The organism is Micromonospora sp. NPDC005707 (assembly GCF_040631005.1).
Taxonomy (GTDB): domain Bacteria; phylum Actinomycetota; class Actinomycetes; order Mycobacteriales; family Micromonosporaceae; genus Micromonospora.
Genome location: NZ_JBEXYR010000003.1, coordinates 146,020 through 163,765 on the forward strand (window position 1 = coordinate 146,020; position 17,746 = coordinate 163,765).

20 protein-coding genes are annotated in these 17,746 nt (G+C 73.6%); 10 read left to right on the forward strand and 10 right to left on the reverse strand.

Going from position 1 to position 17,746, the window contains the following annotated elements; genetic code table 11:
* Window positions 1-12 precede the first annotated feature (12 nt).
* The 3 genes from ABZ452_RS05815 (at window position 13) to ABZ452_RS05825 (ending at window position 1,348) form a co-directional block, all read left to right on the forward strand.
* Window positions 13-456 carry a DUF5990 family protein gene (locus ABZ452_RS05815; RefSeq protein WP_357939347.1) on the forward strand — a complete coding sequence of 148 codons (444 nt, stop codon included), beginning with the start codon at window positions 13-15 and terminating at the stop codon, window positions 454-456.
* Between the two features lie 63 nt (window positions 457-519).
* Window positions 520-888 carry a nucleotidyltransferase family protein gene (locus ABZ452_RS05820; RefSeq protein ID WP_357940036.1) on the forward strand — a complete coding sequence of 123 codons (369 nt, stop codon included), beginning with the start codon at window positions 520-522 and terminating at the stop codon, window positions 886-888.
* A gap of 70 nt (window positions 889-958) precedes the next feature.
* Entirely contained in the window at window positions 959-1,348 is a 390-nt protein-coding gene (locus ABZ452_RS05825; protein ID WP_357939349.1) for a hypothetical protein, read from the forward strand.
* Window positions 1,349-1,388: 40 nt separating this feature from the next.
* Here the strand turns inward: ABZ452_RS05825 and ABZ452_RS05830 are convergent, their stop codons facing one another.
* From ABZ452_RS05830 to ABZ452_RS05845, 4 genes are all read right to left on the reverse strand, one after another.
* A complete protein-coding gene (locus ABZ452_RS05830) occupies window positions 1,389-2,273 on the reverse strand; it encodes a glycine betaine ABC transporter substrate-binding protein (protein ID WP_357939351.1) in 885 nt (294 codons plus the stop codon).
* A gap of 79 nt (window positions 2,274-2,352) precedes the next feature.
* Window positions 2,353-3,246 carry an ABC transporter permease subunit gene (locus ABZ452_RS05835; protein WP_357939353.1) on the reverse strand — a complete coding sequence of 298 codons (894 nt, stop codon included), beginning with the start codon at window positions 3,244-3,246 and terminating at the stop codon, window positions 2,353-2,355.
* Window positions 3,243-4,550, reverse strand: coding sequence for a glycine betaine/L-proline ABC transporter ATP-binding protein (locus tag ABZ452_RS05840; protein WP_357940038.1), 1,308 nt, complete (start codon window positions 4,548-4,550; stop codon window positions 3,243-3,245). The genes ABZ452_RS05835 and ABZ452_RS05840 overlap by 4 nt, the downstream gene beginning before the upstream one ends.
* Window positions 4,551-5,027: 477 nt before the next feature.
* A complete protein-coding gene (locus ABZ452_RS05845) occupies window positions 5,028-5,615 on the reverse strand; it encodes a TetR/AcrR family transcriptional regulator (RefSeq protein ID WP_357939355.1) in 588 nt (195 codons plus the stop codon).
* 71 nt (window positions 5,616-5,686) lie between these two features.
* Here ABZ452_RS05845 and ABZ452_RS05850 point away from each other — a divergent pair, with 71 nt between their 5' ends.
* Entirely contained in the window at window positions 5,687-6,874 is a 1,188-nt protein-coding gene (locus ABZ452_RS05850) for an FAD-dependent monooxygenase (protein WP_357939357.1), read from the forward strand.
* 4 nt (window positions 6,875-6,878) lie between these two features.
* On the opposite strand, the gene ABZ452_RS05855 is transcribed toward ABZ452_RS05850, so the two are convergent.
* Together ABZ452_RS05855 and ABZ452_RS05860 are read right to left on the reverse strand one after the other, a co-directional pair.
* Window positions 6,879-7,406, reverse strand: coding sequence for an SRPBCC family protein (locus ABZ452_RS05855; RefSeq protein WP_357939359.1), 528 nt, complete (start codon window positions 7,404-7,406; stop codon window positions 6,879-6,881).
* A 2-nt stretch (window positions 7,407-7,408) separates the two neighbouring features.
* The gene (locus ABZ452_RS05860) at window positions 7,409-7,717 is read right to left on the reverse strand and encodes a metalloregulator ArsR/SmtB family transcription factor (RefSeq protein ID WP_357939361.1); all 309 of its coding nucleotides are present in this window, start codon (window positions 7,715-7,717) and stop codon (window positions 7,409-7,411) included.
* A gap of 87 nt (window positions 7,718-7,804) precedes the next feature.
* Between ABZ452_RS05860 and ABZ452_RS05865 the strand changes: the two genes are divergently transcribed.
* A complete protein-coding gene (locus tag ABZ452_RS05865) occupies window positions 7,805-8,734 on the forward strand; it encodes an LLM class F420-dependent oxidoreductase (RefSeq protein ID WP_357939363.1) in 930 nt (309 codons plus the stop codon).
* A 27-nt stretch (window positions 8,735-8,761) separates the two neighbouring features.
* On the opposite strand, the gene ABZ452_RS05870 is transcribed toward ABZ452_RS05865, so the two are convergent.
* Complete coding sequence (locus tag ABZ452_RS05870) at window positions 8,762-8,959, reverse strand: hypothetical protein (RefSeq protein ID WP_357939365.1); 198 nt, start codon at window positions 8,957-8,959, stop codon at window positions 8,762-8,764.
* Window positions 8,960-9,056: 97 nt separating this feature from the next.
* Between ABZ452_RS05870 and ABZ452_RS05875 the strand changes: the two genes are divergently transcribed.
* From ABZ452_RS05875 to ABZ452_RS05890, 4 genes are all read left to right on the forward strand, one after another.
* On the forward strand, window positions 9,057-9,779 hold the full coding sequence (locus tag ABZ452_RS05875) for a hypothetical protein (RefSeq protein WP_357939367.1): 723 nt from the start codon (window positions 9,057-9,059) through the stop codon (window positions 9,777-9,779).
* Window positions 9,776-11,002 carry an FAD-binding protein gene (locus ABZ452_RS05880; RefSeq protein ID WP_357939369.1) on the forward strand — a complete coding sequence of 409 codons (1,227 nt, stop codon included), beginning with the start codon at window positions 9,776-9,778 and terminating at the stop codon, window positions 11,000-11,002. Before ABZ452_RS05875 ends, ABZ452_RS05880 begins: the two co-directional genes overlap by 4 nt.
* A gap of 66 nt (window positions 11,003-11,068) precedes the next feature.
* On the forward strand, window positions 11,069-12,586 hold the full coding sequence (locus ABZ452_RS05885) for a hypothetical protein (RefSeq protein WP_357939371.1): 1,518 nt from the start codon (window positions 11,069-11,071) through the stop codon (window positions 12,584-12,586).
* Window positions 12,583-13,284, forward strand: coding sequence for an NUDIX hydrolase (locus ABZ452_RS05890; protein ID WP_357939373.1), 702 nt, complete (start codon window positions 12,583-12,585; stop codon window positions 13,282-13,284). The genes ABZ452_RS05885 and ABZ452_RS05890 overlap by 4 nt, the downstream gene beginning before the upstream one ends.
* On the opposite strand, the gene ABZ452_RS05895 is transcribed toward ABZ452_RS05890, so the two are convergent.
* From ABZ452_RS05895 to ABZ452_RS05905, 3 genes are all read right to left on the reverse strand, one after another.
* Window positions 13,281-14,423: a site-2 protease family protein gene (locus ABZ452_RS05895; RefSeq protein ID WP_357939375.1), complete on the reverse strand. Its 1,143-nt coding sequence runs from the start codon at window positions 14,421-14,423 to the stop codon at window positions 13,281-13,283. The genes ABZ452_RS05890 and ABZ452_RS05895 overlap by 4 nt on opposite strands.
* 99 nt (window positions 14,424-14,522) lie before the next feature.
* Window positions 14,523-15,374 (reverse strand): alpha/beta fold hydrolase, encoded by an 852-nt coding sequence (locus ABZ452_RS05900; protein ID WP_357939377.1) that lies wholly within the window; start codon window positions 15,372-15,374, stop codon window positions 14,523-14,525.
* Window positions 15,375-15,416: 42 nt separating this feature from the next.
* Window positions 15,417-16,157, reverse strand: coding sequence for a TetR/AcrR family transcriptional regulator (locus ABZ452_RS05905; protein WP_357939379.1), 741 nt, complete (start codon window positions 16,155-16,157; stop codon window positions 15,417-15,419).
* A 109-nt stretch (window positions 16,158-16,266) separates the two neighbouring features.
* On the opposite strand from ABZ452_RS05905, the gene ABZ452_RS05910 reads away from it, so the two are divergent.
* Window positions 16,267-17,706, forward strand: coding sequence for a DHA2 family efflux MFS transporter permease subunit (locus tag ABZ452_RS05910; protein WP_357939381.1), 1,440 nt, complete (start codon window positions 16,267-16,269; stop codon window positions 17,704-17,706).
* The last annotated feature ends 40 nt before the right edge of the window (window positions 17,707-17,746 follow it).

Below are 17,746 nucleotides of genomic sequence, written 5' to 3' on the forward strand. Positions count from 1 at the left end.
TACAGTCGGGGGATGCTGATCCGGATCGAGGGCAGCGACCTGCCGGGACGGCGCGCCGGTGCCGAGGCCGACCTGCTCCGGCTCCGTGACGTGCAGGTGGGGATGCAGCGCAGGGCCGAGGTGGTCGACCGGATTCCGGCCGACGCGCGGGAAGCAGCCTGGCAGGTGGAGGTCACCAGCCGAGAGGTGGACGGGCTGCTCGACGTCGGTGGGCCGTGGGTGCACGGGCGCTTGGGGGCGCGTTTCCTCTACCTGAGCTGGGGTTCGGTGACGGACGACCGCTTCGAGCTGTTCCGCCGGGCGAAGCTCATGTTCGGTGACATCCCGACCGAGGTGCTCCGCGCCGGACACGACGGTGCCGGCGTGCTGGTCGGGCGGCTCCGGTTGACCGGCGCCGACGGCGGGCCGATCTGTGCCCGGGTCCGGCCGCCCGACATCAGCTGGACGTTGGAGTGATCGCCCGGGCGGTGGGACCGGTGGGAAGCGATCTGGTGACGACCGCAGCGCGACCCCCACGATCTGACCCGGAGCGGTGACGCCGCGGCGACCGAACTGCTACGACGCCACGATCCGGCGATCCCCTGGGAGGCGACCAACCAGGCCGCCGTACACACCTGGTACGAGAGCGTGTTCGGCGCCGGTCCGGTCGACGCGCTCCGCTCCGTAGCCGAGGCGGTGACCACCTGGCCCGAGACCGCCACCGCGGTCGCGGTGCGTCTCGACGCCGCCGGGACCCTGCACGTGTGTGCCCCGCTCGGGCTGGACGACCTGCTCGACGGGATCTGGCGGCGCAACCCGCGGCGGGTGACGGTCAAGCTGTCCCGCGCCCGCCTCGCTCGTCACGACCCGGGCAGACGATGGCCCAAGGTACGGGTCCTGCCGCCGTAGCGAGCGGCCACGCCTGGAACTGAGCACGCATGCTCATTCGCGTGACTCCGCGACGCGGCAGGATCGGGGCGTGACGAAGACGACGCGTACCCTGCTCGGCGGCCTGCTCCTGGCGGCCGCGACGGTCGGCGCCTGGTGGGCGTGGCTGGGCTGGGAGTCGGGCTACACGGTCGACCTCGAGACCGGCGCGACCAGCGGCCCGTACGCCGTGTGGCAGGTGGCCGGCGCGGTGCTCACGCTGGTCGTGATCGCCGCCGCGGGTGGTTGGTTCTGGAGTCCGTGGCTCGTGGCGCCGGTGATGACGGTGGCCTTCACCGTGACGTGGGCGGCGCGGGCCGCGTCGACGGACGACACCGGGCTCTGGGCGGTGGGCGCGGCGCTGGTCGCCATCGGCACCGCCATCGGGGCGACGGTGGTCGGCGGGGGCGCGGCGTGGCTGCGCCGGCGGCGCGCGGGATGACAGTGGGGCCCGCCAGCGCGGCCGGCGGGCCCCGTTCACATCAGGCGAGCGTCTTCACGTAGTCGGGGTTGGCCTTGAGCCATTCCTCGACGGCCTTCTTCTCGTCGCCCTTGTGGGTGTTGAACATGAGGTCCTCAAGGGACGCGAGCTGCGGTCCGTCCATCTTGAACTTCTTCAGCATCGCGGTGGCCTCGGGGAAGTCCTTGCCGAAGCCCTTGCGGGCGAAGGTGTTGATCTGCTCGGCCTGGCCGAGCGTGCCCTTCGGGTCGGCCAGGTCCTTCAACTCGTACTTGGCGTAGGCCCAGTGCGGGTGCCAGAGGGTGACCGCGATCGGCTTCTTGTCGGCGATGGCGCCGTCGAGTGCGGCGAGCATGGCCGGGGTGGACGAGGTCTTCAGCTTCATGGCCCCGTCCAGGCCGTAGCTGGGGATCACCTTCTCCTGGGTGGCCTTGGTGAGGCCGGCGCCCGGCTCGATGCCGATGAGCTGCCCGCCGAAGGTGCCGGCCTTCGCGGCCAGATCGTCGAGCGAGTCGACGCCCTCCACGTACTTCGGCACCGCGATGCTCAGGCTGGCGTCGTCGTGCCAGACGCCGAGCTTCTCCAGCTTGTCGCCGTACTTCTCCAGGTAGGAGGCGTGGGTCTGGGGCAGCCAGCCGTCGAGGAACAGGTCGATGTCGCCGCTGGCGAGACCGCCGTAGACGAGACCGGCCTCCAGGTTCTTGAGCTGGACCTGGTAGCCCTTCTCCTCCAGGATGTGCTGCCACAGGTGGGACGCCGCGATGGCCTCGTCCCAGGCCATGTAGCCGATGGTGATCTTCTTGCCGCTGGCGGCGCCGCCGTCCGACTCGGAGGTGCAGGCCGCACCGGCCAGCGCCAGGGTGGCGGTCACCGCGAGCGCGAGGACCCGCTTCATGGTCGTGAACACAGGGTTGTCCTTCCGGTTGTGGAACAGGCCGGCGGACCCGCGTACGCGGGAACTGGGGTGCCGGCGCGGAGGGCGACGGTCAGGCGGCCTCGCGCGCGAGGCGCTGTGCCCGCGCGGAGGGGAACCGGTCGCCCACGGAATCGGTGAGCCGGTCGAGCACGACGGCGAGGACCACGACGGCGATGCCGCCCTCGAAGCCGCTGCCCACCTCGACCTGGGACAGCGCGAACATGATCACGTCGCCGAGGCCGCCGGCGCCGACCATGCCGGCGATGACCACCATGGACAGGGCCAGCATGATCACCTGGTTGACCCCGGTCATGATGGTCGGCAGGGCCAGCGGCAGCTTGGTGCGCAGCAGCACCATCCACGGCGGCGCGCCGAACGACTCGGCGGCCTGGACGATCTCCCGGTCGACCTGGCGCAGGCCCAGTTCGGTGAGGCGCACTCCGGGCGGCATGCTGAACACCAGCGTGGCCAGCACGCCGGGCACGGTGCCGATGCCGAAGAAGAAGATCGCCGGGATGAGGTAGACGAACGCCGGCATGGTCTGCATGAGGTCCAGCACCGGCCGGGCGATCGCGGAGGCGCGCCTGTTCTCCGCCACGAAGACGCCCAGCGGGATCGCCAGCAGCAGGGCGAGCGCGCTGGCCACGAGCACCTGGGCGAGGGTGCTCATGGTCTCCTCCCAGTAGGGCATCCCGGCCACCAGGCCGAGGCCCACGGCGGTGCCGAGGCCGAACTTCCAGCCGCGCAGCCACCAGCCGAGCGCGGCGAGGACCAGCACGACCGCCACCGCCGGTACGCCGGTGAGCAGGTCGTTGAGCGGGCGCACGAGGGCGTCGACCACGGTGGCCACGGCGTCGAAGACCGGGCCGAGGGTGGCGGTGGCCCAGTCGACGGCGGACTCGGTCCACGTGCCGAGCGGCACGCGGGGCAGCCAGGAGTCGAGCGGAGACTGCGTCTGGCTCATACCGGCTCTTCCTTCTTGCTGATCAGGTCGAGTTCGGCCGGCGTTGCCGCGTCGGCCGGCCCGCTGTCGACGGGGTCGTCCGCCGCGGGCTCGACGTCGTCCGTCGGTGAGCTGTCGGGAGCCGTGCTGGCCAGGGCGGCGAGCAGCGTGATCCGCGGGATCACGCCGGACAGCCGGCCCGTCGCGTCCAGGACGGCCACCGGATGGACGCTCTCCGCGCACTCGGCGAAGAGGTCGGCCACGGCGGTGTCCGCCGTGACCGTCCGGACCTGTTCGGTCGAGACGTACCCCGCCAGGCTCTGCCGGCCTTCGCGGAACGCCCGCAGGACCTCGTCCTCGGTGACCGTGCCGAGGAACTGCTTCCGCGGGCCGGTCACGTAGACCACCGAGGTCTGGTTCTCCCGCAGCGCGCGGGCGGCCACCCGGGGGCCGACGTTGACGTCGAGCACGGTCTGCGCCTTCTCCATGACGGACGAGGCGGTGAGGATGCGGGTGCGGTCGACGTCCGCGACGAACTGCGCGACGTAGTCGTTGGCCGGGTCGGTGAGGATCTCCTCGGCCGTGCCGATCTGCACGATCCGGCCGTCCCGCATCACCGCGATCCGGTCGCCGAGACGCATGGCCTCGTTGAGGTCGTGGGTGATGAAGATGATGGTCTTGCCCAGCTCGGCCTGGAGTTCCAGGAGCTGGTCCTGGATCTCCCGCCGGATGAGCGGGTCGAGCGCCGAGAACGCCTCGTCCATGAGCAGGATGTCCGTGCCGGCGGCGAGCGCCCGGGCCAGCCCGACCCGCTGCCGCATGCCGCCGGACAGGTCGTGGGGGAGCTTGTCCGCCCACTCGGTCAGGCCGACCATGCGCAGCGCCTCCAGGGCGCGCTCGCGCCGTTCGGCCTTCGGGAGGCCGGCGACCTCCAGCGCGTACCCGGCGTTCTCCAGCACCGTCCGGTGTGGCATCAGCGCGAAGTGCTGGAAGACCATGCTGATCTTTTCGCGGCGGAGCTTGCGCAGCGCGGCGGGCCTGAGCGTGGTCAGCTCGACCCCGTCGACCCGCACGCTGCCCTTCGTGGGGCGGAGCAGGCCGTTGAGCATCCGGATGAGGGTGGACTTGCCGGAGCCGGACAGGCCCATCACGACGAAGATCTCGCCGGGGCGTACCTCGAAGTTCGCGTCGATCACGGCGGCCGTGGCCGGCAGCCCGGCGAGAGCCTCCGCGCGGGGCGCGCCGTCCGCGAGGCGCCTCATCGCCTCGTCGGTTCGGTTACCGAATATTTTGTAGAGCGACTTCACTGCGAGTGCAGGCACGATCCCCTCTCCGATGAAAACCTCTGGCGGATCGCACCATCGGTGGCCATCTTCGCGTCTCGTCCGTCGATATCAACATCGGTCACATTATTCGGGCCGTGGGGGCCGGCCCGGAAACCTACCGACTGCACTGCGGGGAATCCAGCCCGGAGTGCGGGGATTGTGGACCTGCCCACAAAAAATCGCGGTCCCCGGAAGTCGAATTCGGTCGTCGCACGCAGCAAGGACAGCCTGAGCGGGCCGCCGACGCGGGTAATTTAGGGGTCTTTGCGCCCTTTTGCCGCCGGTCGTGGCCGTCTCACCGCCGAGGGAGTCGATTGCCGCCGCTCATCCCCGAATTTGTCGGCACTGATAGAGAACTGTCATGTGTTCGTCATATTCCGGCGCGGATCCGCCGTATCGCCGCCCGGTGCCGCGGTGTGCGTTTCCGGATCCGGTGTGGACACGAGGAATCGCCGGCGACGATACTCCGGGTCCGTTTCAGCCCTGACTCTCGCGGAACTCGGCGGCGAGGATTCGTAGCGCGTCGGTCAGCTCCCGCGCCGACGGAGCCGCCGCCGGGTCGACCAGCCACTGGGCCGCCACGCCGCCGATCAGCGCCTGGTGGAACGCGCCGAGGGTGAGCGCGGTCGACTCGTCGAGGCCCGGATCGAGCCGGTGGAAGACCTCGGCCAACCCCAGCCGGGCCTGGCGGGTGACCCCGGCGAACGCCTCCCGCAGCTCGGGCGTCCGGTCGAGCTGCGCGATCAACTCGAACTGGACGGCCCAGAGTGGCCGTAGCCGGGCGAACGACTCGATGATCCGTTCCCACGCCGCCTCGAAGCGCTGCTCGGCTGTGGCATCCGGCCCGGCGTCCTCGGCGAGGGCGCGGTGCAGCTCGTCGCCCCACTCCGCCATGGCTTCCACGAGCGCCTCGTTGAGCAGCGCCTTCGTGGTGCGGAAGTGGTAGCCGATGGCGGCCAGGCTGGTGCCGGCGGCGCCGGCCACGTCCCGTGCCGTGGTGGCCGCGTAGCCCTTCTCCATGAGGCAGCGCTTGGCCCCGGCGAGCAGGTCCTCCCGATTTCCCATGCCGGCAGCCTAGCCGATTCCTTGAACAAGCGTCTTGCACAAACGTCTAACACGCTTGTACCGCCCTCGGTATGACTGATGTGCTGATCTCCGGCGCCGGTGTCGCCGGTCCCACGCTCGCCTGGTGGCTGCGCCGCCACGGCTTCCGGCCGACCCTCGTCGAGCGCGCCCCGGCGCTGCGCGACGGTGGCTACAAGGTGGACGTCCGGGGCGCCGCGCTGACCGTGCTGGACCGGATGGGCCTGCTGGAGCAGGTGCGGCGGCGCGACACCGGGATGCGGTCGGCCCGCTTCGTGGACGCGTCCGGCGCGCGACTGGCCACCATGGACGCCGCGCTCTTCGGTGGCCGGGAGGGGGACGACGTCGAGGTGCTGCGCGGGGATCTGGCCCGGCTGCTCGTCGAGGCGACCGGCGACGTCGAATACCTCTTCGGCGACTCGATCGCCGCGCTGGATCCGGCCGCCGACGGGGTGGACGTGACCTTCGCCGGGGGCGGGCGCCGTCGCTTCGACCTGGTGGTCGGTGCCGACGGGCTGCACTCGGCGGTACGCCGGCTCGCGTTCGGCCCCGCGGCCGAGCACCTGCGCCCGCTCGGGCACCACATCGCGATCTGCGCCGTTCCCGCCGGGTTCGGCGAGGAGCGGGTCGAGCTGATGCACCCGGCGCCGGGCCGGACCGTCGGGGTCTACCGCACCGCCGGGGCGCCGGACGCCCGGGCGCTGTTCCTCTTCCCGTCGCCGGCCGAGGAGCCCGACCACCGGGACCTGCCGGCCCAACGGGCCGCGCTGGCCCGGGCGTTCGACGGGGCCGGCTGGCGGGTGCCCGAGTTGCTGGCCGCGGCCGCCGACGCGCCGGATCTCTACTTCGCGCCCATGAGCCAGGTGCGGATGGACCGCTGGTCCACCGGCCGGATCGCGCTCGTCGGCGACGCCGGTTACGGCCCGTCGCCGGCCTCCGGGCAGGGCACCAGCCTCGGGCTGGTCGGGGCGTACGTGCTGGCCGCCTCGCTGGCCGACGCCGGTGGGGACCCGGCGGCCGGGTTCGCCGGGTACGAGCGGCGGATGCGCCCGTTCGTCGAGGCGAACCAGCGGTTGGCCGAGCGCAACCTGGCCGGGATGGTGCTGTCGTCGGCGGCCCGGATCCGGTTCCAGACGTCGATGCTGCGGCTCATGCCGCGCCTGCCCGGCCGGGAGCGGATGATCCGCCGGGTCACCGAGCCGATCCGCCGGGCCGCGACCGCGATCACCCTGCCGGACTGACCCGTCAGTCCTTCAGGCGCTCGTCGTACGCGGCGCGCAGCTCGTCCCAGCCGAACTCCTTGGCCTCGGCGCCCCGGATCGGGCCGACCGGGTCGCCGTCGAGCAGGTGGCCGGCGACGTCGAGGCAGAGGTGCCAGCCGGCGGCCATGCTGGCGCCCAGCGCGCGGTCGTCGAAGCGGTGCCGCAGGGTCAGCCGGGTGCCGCCCGCCGTGGCGGCGAGCTCCCAGCGCAGCAACCCGTCGCCCCAGGTGTATTCGAGCAGGCTGGGTGGCTCGGCCCGCCGCACGGTGGCCGCGTCCGGCCAGCGCCGGTCGCCGTCGACGGTGCTCAGCGTGACCGCCCCGGGCGTGCCCAGGTCCCGGTCGGCGAGGAAGGGCGCCCACTCGGCGAGCCGGTCCGGCTCGGTGAGCGCCGCCCACACCTTCTCCGGCGAGTGCCGCAGGTCACGGACGAGGACCAGGTCCCACCGGTCGCCGGCCGGTGCCCAGGTGACGTCGGCGAGCGGGCCGGGCCGGAAGCTGTCGCGGTCCATGGTCACTCCTCACTGTCGAGATGGCGTTCGAGGGCGTCGAGGTGCTCGCCCCACATCCGCCGGTACGGGCCGAGCCAGGCGTCCACGGCGCGCAGCGGACGGACGTCGAGCCGGTAGATCCGCTGCTGGGCGGCGGTGCGGCAGCTGACCAGGCCGGCCTCGCGCAGCACCTTCAGGTGCTTGGAGACGGCCGGTTGGCTCATGCCGAGCGCGTCCACGAGGTCGCCGACGCTGCTCTCCGCCCGGCGCAGCCGGTCGAGGATGCGACGTCGGGTGGGCTCGGCCAGCACGGCGAAGGCATCCCCGGACACCTCCCCAATATGCCCCGACGCTCATATGCCTGTCAAGGAATACGAGGCGCGCACGCGGCGGGCCCGCCCGCTTTCTATGCTCGGGACATGGAACTGCGGATCTTCACCGAACCCCAGCAGGGCGCCAGCTACGACCAGCTGCTCGCCGTGGCGCGCCGCGCGGAGGAGACCGGCTTCGGCGCCTTCTTCCGCTCCGACCACTACCTGAAGATGGGCTCGGTGAGCGGCGACCCGGGTCCGACCGACGCCTGGACCACCCTCGCCGGCCTGGCCCGGGACACCAGGACGATCCGGCTCGGCACCCTCATGACCGCGGCCACCTTCCGGCTCCCCGGTCCGCTGGCCATCACCGTCGCCCAGGTCGACCAGATGAGCGGCGGCCGGGTCGAGCTGGGCATCGGCACCGGCTGGTTCGCCGGGGAGCACACCGCGTACGGCATCCCGTTCCCGCCGCTCGGCGAGCGGTTCGACCGGCTGGAGGAGCAGCTCGCGGTCATCACCGGGCTCTGGGAGACGCCGGCCGGGTCGACCTTCGACTTCCCCGGCAAGTACTACCCGGTCAGCGACTCACCGGCCCTGCCCAAGCCGATCCAGCAGCCGCGCCCACCGATCCTGCTCGGCGGCACGGGACCGAAGCGGACGCCCCGCCTCGCCGCCCGGTACGCCGACGAGTTCAACCTGCCGTTCGCCTCGGTCGAGGACTCGGCCGCGCAGTTCCAGCGGGTCCGGGACGCCTGCGCCGAGGCCGGCCGGGACCCGTCGAGCATGACCTGGTCCAACGCCCTGGTGCTCTGCTGCGGGCGGGACGACGCCGAGGTGGCCCGGCGCGCCGCGGCCATCGGCCGGGAGCCCGGCGAGCTGCGCGCGAACGGCGCCGCCGGCACGCCCGCCGAGGTCGTCGACAAGCTCGGCCGGTACGCGGAGATCGGCAGCGAGCGGGTCTACCTCCAGGTGCTCGACCTGGCCGACCTGGACCACCTGGAGCTGGTCGCCGCCGAGGTGATGCGGCAGGTCTGAGCGGGCCGGGCCCGGGCCCGGCCGCGCTCAGCGGGCCGGCCCGCCGGCGGCCCGGGGCGGCGGCCCCGGATGGGGAATCGGGTCGGGCTCGGGTTCCGGGGTCGGCGGCGGCGCCGGTGCCGTGCCGGCCATCCCGACCGGATCGGGACCGACGCCGGTCGGGTCGATCTCCTCTTCCGACGGATACACGTCGCCCCGGAGGCTCGGATCGCGGTAGCTGCTCATGCCCACAGGGTTCCCTACCCGGTGGCGGGGCAACCACGCCTTGCGCGATTGGCGGATGATGCACCCGGACACGCGCGACCGGAACGGGGGGAACGACATGGAGCTGCACCGCAACCGAGGGGTCCTGCCGCTGGCCCTCGTCTGCGTGGCGGGCGGGGTGATGGTGCTCGCCGTCGCCGGTGACGGCCCGGTGCTGCGGATGCTGGTCGCCCTGGGGATCGTGGTGATCGGCGTCAAGGTGCTGGTCGGCGCGCTGCGGCCGTTCCGCTGCGTGCTCGGCCCCGAGGGGCTGGAGGTGCGCCGGCCGGGCCTGCGCGGGACGTACCGCTGGGAGCAGTTCGCGGCGCTCGCCCTCGACGACGCCGGCCGGCTGGTCGGCGTGCCCGGGGCCGGGCTGCCGCCGGGCCTGCCGGTCACCGCCCGGTATCCGCGCGACGGCCGCCCCGCCGTCGAACTGCTCGACCTCGGCCAGGTGCGGGAGAGCCCCGACGAGGTGACGGCGGCGCTGGTCCGCTACGCGGGCGACCGGTTCACCGACGCGCGCACCCGGCCGGCCGGTGTGGACCTCGACTTCACCATCGGGCTGCGCGGCTACGACGTCCGCGAGGTCGACCGGCTGGTGCACCGCGCCCGGGAGGCGCTCGCCCGGGGCGGAACGGCCGAGCGGCGGGCCGCCCGGGCGGAGATCGAGCAGACCCGGGCCGCCGGGCTGCCGGTGGCGCTGCGCGGGTATTCCACCACTCACGTGGAGGCGGCGCTGGACAAGCTCTGCGCCGCCCTCGCCGAGGAGGCCAACACCGACCGGGAGGCCACGGCATGACCGGCACCAACTGGGCGGGCAACGTCACCTGGTCGGCCCGCGCCCGGCACGACCCCACCACCCTGGACGAGCTGCGCCGGCTGGTCGCCGGTGCGGACCGGGTCCGCGCGGTGGGCACCGGGCACTCGTTCAACCGGCTCGGCGACACCACCGGTGAGCAGGTGTCGGTGGCCGGGCTGCCGCCGACCGTCGCGCTCGACCGCGACCGGGGCACCGTCACCGTCGCCGCCGGGCTGCGCTACGGCGACCTGGCCACCGCGCTGCACGCCGAGGGGTACGCCCTGGCGAACCTCGCCTCCCTGCCGCACATCTCCGTGGCCGGGGCGGTCGCCACCGCCACCCACGGCTCGGGACCGGCGAACGGCAACCTGGCCACCGCCGTGGCCGCGCTGGAACTGGTCACCGCCGACGGCGACCTGCTCACGGTGGACCGCGGCGACCCCCGGTTCGCCGGGATGGTGGTCCACCTCGGCGCGCTGGGCGTGGTCACCCGGCTCACCCTCGACGTGGTGCCCGCCTTCGAGGTGCGGCAGTACGTCCGGCTCGGCCTGCCCCGCGCGGCACTCGACACCGCGCTCGGCGCGGCGTACAGCGTGAGTGTCTTCACCGGCTGGCGGTCGCCCCGCTTCGACCAGGTGTGGCTCAAGCAGCGGGCCGACCAGCCGCCACCCCCGGCGGACTGGCTGGACACCCGCGCGGCCGACACGCCAAACCACCCGGTGCCGGGGATGCCGGCGGAGAACTGCACGGCCCAGCTCGGCGCGCCCGGGCCGTGGCACGAGCGGCTGCCGCACTTCCGGCTCGGCTTCACCCCGAGCAGCGGCGACGAACTCCAGTCCGAGTGGCATGTGGCCCGCTCCGACGGCGCCGCGGCGCTGGCCGCGCTCGACCCGGCGGCCGGGCGGATCGCCGCCGTGCTCCAGGTCTGCGAGCTGCGTACGGTGGCCGCCGACGGGTTGTGGCTCAGCCCGAACCACGAGCGGGACACCCTGGCCGTCCACTTCACCTGGGTCGGTGACCCGGCGGCGGTGGCGCCGGTGCTGGCCGAGGTGGAGGAGCGGCTCGCCCCGTTCGCCCCGCGCCCCCACTGGGGCAAGCTCTTCGCCCGCGACCCGGGTGCCGCCTACCCGCGCCACGACGACTTCCGCGCCCTGCTGCGCGAGCTCGACCCGGCCGGCAAGTTCCGCACCGCGTTGCTGGACCGTTACTTCCCGCGATACTGACCTACCGCCGGGTCACCCGTAGCCTATGGGCCGACCATCCACGGTGGACGTCGGTGAGGGGAAACGATGGTGCAGGAGCCCTCCGGGCCGGGCGGGCTGGTTCGCGTCGACAACCGGGCGCTGTCCCGGATCAGCGTCGTCGCACAGTGCCTGGACAACCAGTGGGTCACCCGCGACCTGCTGGAGCACATGGTGAGCCGACGGCTCTCCTACGCCGAGGTGGAGCGCCGGCGCCGGCAGGACGCGCGGGCCGAGTACCTCCGCTCGATCCTCAACGCCGAGCAGGTCATCGTCAACCGGGCGTACTTCTTCAACAACCCGGTCGTCTACCAGGACTTCGCGGCGCGCGGCCCGCAACGCGACGCGGTCCGGGCCCTGCTGGACGAGAGCGTGCTGGTGCCGTTCCTGCTCCGCGAGGGCTCGCCCGCGGACGAGCCGCGGTTCACCGTCGACCGGGCCGGCTGGGACGCCTGGCGGAGCCTGCTCGGCGACCTCGACCACCTCCGGTGCCTCCGGCTGAGCTGGGACGACGCCGAGAACGAGGAGTGCACCCAGCGGCTGATGTTCGAGGAGTTCCACCGCTTCCTGCTGCAGGTGCGCGGCTTCAACCTCGACGCCCTGCGCCGCGACCTCGGTCTCGACGGCGAGAGCATCCCGACGCTGCGGGAGCGGCTGCGGGAGGTCACCCTGTGGGCCGCGGACACCGACGGGGCCGACCGGGAGGGGTTTTACCGCCAGTTCCTCGTCGAACCGGACAGCGACCCGGCGCAGGGCCGATTCCGGTCGGCGCCGCTGGTGGCGGAGCTCAAGCAGCTCATCGACCTGCGCTACAACACCACCGTGCCCGACGCGGTGGAGCGTTTCGCGCTGATCCCCACCGACTCGCTGCGGCGCACCGCCCTGCAGGAGCGGCCGCCGGTGCGGGCGGCCCGCGCCACCGAGGAGGGCGCCCCGCGAGCCGACCTCAAGCAGCTCGTGGAGCTGCTCCGGACGCTGCGACCCCAGGCCTTCGACCTGGCCCTGTCCCCGCTGCGGATCGACCTGACCGGGCTGGAACTGGCGCACGTGCGGCAGGCGCGGGACACCGACGAGTGGCGCGGCTACCTGGCCGCGCTGGAGTCGCTGCTCGACGACCCGACCGACTTCGTGGCCCGCGGCCAGCGGGTGTACGACCGCTACCTGGCCCTCGCCAGCCGGCTCGCGGAGATCGTCGGCGAGCGGCGACGCAGCCGGATGCGGGTCTGGCAGCCGGTCGTCCGGATCACCATCGAGGTCCTCGGCGCCTCCGCCTCGCTCATCTACGACGGCGACCCCCGGCTGGAGGTCATCGGCGACGTGGCCACCGAGGTCGCCTCCCGGGGCACCGACGCGGTGCTCCGCTTCGCCGTCGTCGGCCGCGACCAGCGCCGTGCCGAGAACGAGCTGGCCACCGGCATCGACGTGATGCGGGTGCGGCTGGAGCGGGCCCGCGAGGACTGGCGGGAACTCGTCGCCCGGCTGCAGGAGGGCGGCTTCCCGATGGTCGACGGCGACCTCGAGCGCGACTCCGAACCGAACATCGACCGGCCCCGGGAGGGCGAATGAGTGCGGCTCCCGACGACGCCCGCTACCGGGAGCTGCGCGAGCGGCTGCCGGAACTCTTCGTCAACCCGCCGGGCGCCGCGGTGGAGATCCTGGTCGAGCCCGCCGAGGTGGCCGCCGCGGAACGGGCCAGGGTCGAGGCGCTGCGCGCGCGGGGCCTGCCCGAGGAGTGGGGCCGCAGCGGGGTCGCGTACCAGGACGAGTGGCTCACCCTGCTGCGGGACCCCGTCCGGTTTCCCGGCGGCGCCCTCGGCACCTACCTGCGCTCGGTCTCGATGGGCGGCACGTACGGGGTGGTGGTCCTGCCGGTGCTCGACGGCGCGGTGGTGCTGATCGAGCACTTCCGGCACGCGACCCGGCGGTGGCACCTGGAGGCGCCGCGCGGATTCGGCGAGCCCGGCGTGCCGGCCGAGGAGCAGGCGGCCCGGGAGTTGCGCGAGGAGATCGGCGCGGAGGGCGTCCGCCTCGTCGACCTGGGCGTGCTGCACCCGGACACCGGCACCTGCACCGACGAGGTCCGGCTCTTCCTGGCGGAGGTGGCGGCGGTCGGGGAGCCCGAGGCGCGCGAGGGCATCCGGGGCGTGCGGCGCTGCCCGCCGGCCGAGGTCGCCGCGCTCATCCGGGACGGGGTGCTCACCGACTCGTTCACCATCGCGGCCTGGACCCGGGCGCACCTGCGTGGCCTGCTGGGCGACGGCTAGGAGCGGCCGGCGGCCATCTGCTCGCGCATGTGACCGCGCTGCACGGCGCGGCTGATGTCGCTGGGCGAGACGATCCCGACCAGCCGCTGGTCGGTCACCACGAGCGCCCGGCCGTCGGCGCACGCGCTGAGCCGGGGGAGCAGGTCGCTCAGCTGCTCGTCCGGGGTGGCGAGCACCAGCTCGTCGGCCCGGCAGGAGACCTCGGCCAGGGTGGTCGCGGCGCGCCGGTCGGCCGGGATGCCGCGGACCCGGTCGAGGGTGACGAGCCCGATCGGCCGGCCCTCCTCGGTCAGCGGCAGCGCCGAGTGCCGGTACGCGAAGAGGTAGTGGTCGACGAAGTCGGCGACGGTCATCTCCCCGGAGGCGGTCTGCGGCTGCGGGGTCATCACCTCGGCGACCCGGATGCCGCGCAGCGCGCTGCCCATCCGGGCCTGGCGCTCCTCCATGGTGGAGGCGCCGATCAGGAACCAGCCGATGAGCGCCAGCCAGAGCCCACCCACCCCGCTGCCGGCCAGGAACTGCCAGAGCCCCAGCCCGATCAGCAGCGCGCCGAGGACCCAGCCGGCCCGGGCCGCCACCACGGCCGCCTTGGTCCGGTCGCCGGTGGCCTTCCACACCGCCGCGCGCAGTACCCGGCCGCCGTCCAGTGGCGCGGCCGGCAGCACGTTGAAGATCGCCAGCAGCACGTTGATGCCGGCCAGCCAGGACAGCGCGCCGAGCAGCAGGCCGTGCGAGCCGGCCACGGCGAGCAGCACCGCGATGGCACCGAAGAAGAGCCCGATGATCAGGCTGACCAGCGGCCCCACCCCGGCGATGCGCAGCTCGGCGCCCGGGTCGCGGGCCTCGCCCTTGAGCTCGGAGACGCCGCCGAAGAGCCAGAGTGTGATCCCCTCGACCTCGATGCCGTTGCGCTTGGCGACCACCGCGTGGGCCACCTCGTGGGCGAGCAGGCCGAGGAAGAAGACCACCGCGGCGGCCAGGCCGGCGGCCCAGTACGCCACGGCCGAGTGTCCCGGGTACGCGCGGGGGAACTGGCTGGCGGACAGCGCCCACGCGATCAGCACGAAGATGACCAGGACGCTCCAGTTGACCCCGACGGGTACACCCGCGATCCGGCCAAGCCGGAAGCTCGCCCTCATGACCCCGTCATACCCCCACCCCGCCCCACCATGCGTCGCCGGGCGGTCGGGTCGGTCGCCGCGACCCGCCGGCACCACCCAGGGAGTCTTCGCCGGTTGTCAGCGGCGGTTCGGGGCCGTGCTGACCACGGTGGGGGAGTACTCGTTGGCCGCCTCCACGGCCCACTCCAGCGCGAAGTCGGCCTCCTCCTCCCAGCCCGGCTCGCCGCCGACGAAGTGCGACCGCCCCGGGAACTCCCGGTAGCTGGTGATCGCCGTCGAGCCCCGGTAGAGGTTGGCCACGGCGGACGCCAGCGCGGGCGGCACCACGTGGTCCTCGCCGCCCGCCGTCACGAGCAACGGCGCGCGGTCGGTGCGCGTGGTGTCCGTCGCCGTCGCCGAGTTCGGGTCCAGGTTGGCGAACGCCCCCTCGAAGAAGACGTGGCCGGCGGCGGGCACGGCGTACCGCTCCCAGGCGGCGTCGGATTCCTCCTGGCTGATGGTGTTGCCGAAGGTGTACCGGAAGTCCTCGGCGGTGAACGCCACGGCGCGGTGCCGGTTAGCCGGGTTGCGCAGGATGGGGAATCCGGAGCGCAGGGTGCTCAGCGGCAGCTTCAGCACGCCCTTCACGGCGGCGGGGTGCAGGGCGACGACGGCGGCGCCGAGGCCCCGGTCCATGAGCAGTTGGGCGATGAGGCCCCCGAACGAGTGCCCCATGATGATCGGCGGCCGGGGCAGGCCGCGGATGATCCCCGCGTAGTGGTCGACGATGGTGGCGATCCGCTGCGCGGCGATCGGGGTCGGGTCCTCCCGGAGCCGCTCGACGTCGACGTCCATGCCGGGCCAGGCGGGGGTGAGAACCCGGAAGCCGCGCGCCGAATACCGGTCGACCCAGTGCTCCCAGCTGCGCGACGTCATCCACAGGCCGTGGATCATCACGATGGTGTCCACCCGTGCCGTCGGTGCGCTCATCCCCAGACCTCCCGGTGCCGCGGCGACTGACGTCGGCGCTGGTTACCCGGCCCGGCCGCCCTCACTCCCGGGCGCGACGTGGGTGGCGAGGCCCCGGATCAGCAGGTCGACGCCGAACTCGAAGCGGGTGTCGCCGTCGCCGGCGAGCAGCGCGTCCACGTGCTCCCGCACGTGCGGGTACCGCCCCGCCGGCAGGTTCCGGTAGAACGTGCTGAGCTGCTCGCGCATCCGCGCCCACCACGCCGGCTGGTCCTGTCCGGCGGCCCGGACCTTCTCGGCGTACAGGGCGCCCTCGTAGGCGTCGCCCGCGATGTAGAGAAAGAGCCGGTCGAGGAACCAGGCTGCCTGCTGTGCCGGCACGCCGCCGCTGCGGAGAACGGCGAGCAGCCCGTCGGTGACCCGCAGGGCGTTCGGACCGGTGGGGATGGTGGCCAGTGAGGCCAGCGCCAGGTCGGTGTGCGCGGCGTAGACCCGGTACGCCTGCCGGGCCACCTCGCGGACCTGCTCCGTCCAGCGGCCCGGGTCGGGCTCGGGCACGGTGATGTCCGCGCTGACCCGGTCGACGAGAAGTTCGAGCAGTTCCTCGCGCCCGGAGACGTGGGCGTAGAGGGAGGCCGGTCCGGTGCCCAGCTCCTGGGCCACCCGCCGCATGCTGAGGCCGCCCAGACCTTCCCGGCCGAGCACGGCGAGGGCGGCGTCGACCACGGCCTGCTGGCTGAGCGGCAGGCGGGTCGCCCGGCTGCGCGGCCGGGTGCGCCACGGTGGCGCGGGGGTTTCGCTCACGGACGACCTCCGGGATGTGGGGACTCGAACATCGTACTTGCTGCGAACGGCGTTCGTTGATAGAACAGTGTTCGTCAACGAACAGTGTTCGCTCGAATCGGGGGACCCCATGACCACCCAACTCATCGCGGCACCACCGGCCGCAGGCCACCGCTGGCGCTGGATCGCCCTCGCGGTGATCCTCGCCGCCGAGGTGATGGACCTGCTCGACGTGCTCGTCACGAACCTCGCCGGCCCGGCGATCCGGGCCGACCTCGGCGGCTCGCCCACCGTCATCCAGTGGATCGGGGCCGGCTACACCCTCGCCATGGCCGTCGGCCTGGTCACCGGCGGCCGCCTCGGCGACCTGTACGGCCGGCGCCGGATGTTCCTGGTCGGGGTGCTCGGCTTCACCGCCGCCTCGGCCGCCTGCGCCCTCGCCGGCAGCCCCGGCACGCTGATCGCCGCCCGGGTGGCCCAGGGCCTGCTCGGCGCGCTGCTCCTCCCGCAGGGGCTGGGCCTCATCAAGGAGATGTTCCCGCCGGAGCAGCTGGCCGCCGCCTTCGGCGCGTTCGGCCCCGTGATGGGGATCTCCGCCGTCGGCGGGCCGATCCTGGCCGGCTGGCTGGTCGACGCCGACCTCGGCGGCACCGGCTGGCGCGCCATCTTCCTGATCAACGTCCCGCTCGGCCTGCTCGCCGCCCTCGGCGCGGCCCGCTTCCTGCCGGCCTCCCGACCCGGCCACGCCACCCGGCTCGACCTGCCCGGCGTCGCGCTCCTCTCGGTCGCGGTGTTCCTGCTGGTCCACCCGCTGGTGCAGGGCCGCGAGCTGGGCTGGCCGGCGTGGAGCTTCGCCATGCTGGCCGGCGCGGTCGTCGTGCTGGCGGTCTTCGCCCGCTACGAGCGGCGCCGGCAGCGGGCCGGCCGGGACCCACTGGTGGTGCCCGCCCTGTTCCGCCGCCGCGCCTTCACCGGCGGGCTGGTCGCCGGGCTCGCCTTCTTCACCGCGCTGGCCGGCTTCTCGCTGGTGTTCAGCCTCTACCTCCAGCTCGGGCTCGGCTGGTCGCCGCTGCGCGCCGGGCTGGCCGGCGTGCCCCAGGCGCTCGGCATGGTGGCCGCCTTCGTGCTCGCCGGCGCCGGCCTGGCCCAGCGGCTCGGCCGGCGGCTCATCCACCTCGGACTCGGGGTGGTGCTGGCCGGCGTCACCGGGATGCTGCTCACCCTCACCGTGGCCGGCGCCGACGTCACCCCGTGGCGGATGACGCCCGCGCTGCTGGCGGTCGGCTTCGGCATGGGCCTGGTGATGGCGCCCTTCTTCGACATCGTGCTCTCCGGGGTCGAGGAGGCGGAGACCGGCTCGGCGTCCGGCACGCTCACCGCCGTGCAGCAGCTCGGCGGCGCGCTCGGCGTGGCGCTGCTCGGCACGGTCTTCTTCGACGGGCTGGCCGAGTCGGTGTCGCACGCCGTGCGGGTCACCCTCCTCGCCGAGCTGGGACTGCTGCTGGTCACCGTGGCCGGCGCGTTCCTGCTGCCCCGCCGGGCCCGGGAGGGGGCCGGCGGCGGCCACTGACCGCCCTGACAAATGTCACGGTCGGAAGGTGACGCCCGCT

Excerpts from the sequence above, each read along its gene's own strand:
- ABZ452_RS05880 (WP_357939369.1), top strand. The coding sequence starts at position 9,776 with ATGACCGGCACCAACTGGGCGGGCAACGTCACCTGGTCGGCCCGCGCC.
- ABZ452_RS05895 (WP_357939375.1), bottom strand. The coding sequence starts at position 14,423 with ATGAGGGCGAGCTTCCGGCTTGGCCGGATCGCGGGTGTACCCGTCGGG.
- ABZ452_RS05865 (WP_357939363.1), top strand. The coding sequence starts at position 7,805 with ATGGAACTGCGGATCTTCACCGAACCCCAGCAGGGCGCCAGCTACGAC.
- ABZ452_RS05855 (WP_357939359.1), bottom strand. The coding sequence starts at position 7,406 with ATGGACCGCGACAGCTTCCGGCCCGGCCCGCTCGCCGACGTCACCTGG.
- ABZ452_RS05850 (WP_357939357.1), top strand. The coding sequence starts at position 5,687 with ATGACTGATGTGCTGATCTCCGGCGCCGGTGTCGCCGGTCCCACGCTC.
- ABZ452_RS05910 (WP_357939381.1), top strand. The coding sequence starts at position 16,267 with ATGACCACCCAACTCATCGCGGCACCACCGGCCGCAGGCCACCGCTGG.
- ABZ452_RS05870 (WP_357939365.1), bottom strand. The coding sequence starts at position 8,959 with ATGAGCAGCTACCGCGATCCGAGCCTCCGGGGCGACGTGTATCCGTCG.
- ABZ452_RS05815 (WP_357939347.1), top strand. The coding sequence starts at position 13 with ATGCTGATCCGGATCGAGGGCAGCGACCTGCCGGGACGGCGCGCCGGT.
- ABZ452_RS05890 (WP_357939373.1), top strand. The coding sequence starts at position 12,583 with ATGAGTGCGGCTCCCGACGACGCCCGCTACCGGGAGCTGCGCGAGCGG.
- ABZ452_RS05875 (WP_357939367.1), top strand. The coding sequence starts at position 9,057 with ATGGAGCTGCACCGCAACCGAGGGGTCCTGCCGCTGGCCCTCGTCTGC.
- ABZ452_RS05835 (WP_357939353.1), bottom strand. The coding sequence starts at position 3,246 with ATGAGCCAGACGCAGTCTCCGCTCGACTCCTGGCTGCCCCGCGTGCCG.
- ABZ452_RS05845 (WP_357939355.1), bottom strand. The coding sequence starts at position 5,615 with ATGGGAAATCGGGAGGACCTGCTCGCCGGGGCCAAGCGCTGCCTCATG.
- ABZ452_RS05885 (WP_357939371.1), top strand. The coding sequence starts at position 11,069 with ATGGTGCAGGAGCCCTCCGGGCCGGGCGGGCTGGTTCGCGTCGACAAC.
- ABZ452_RS05900 (WP_357939377.1), bottom strand. The coding sequence starts at position 15,374 with ATGAGCGCACCGACGGCACGGGTGGACACCATCGTGATGATCCACGGC.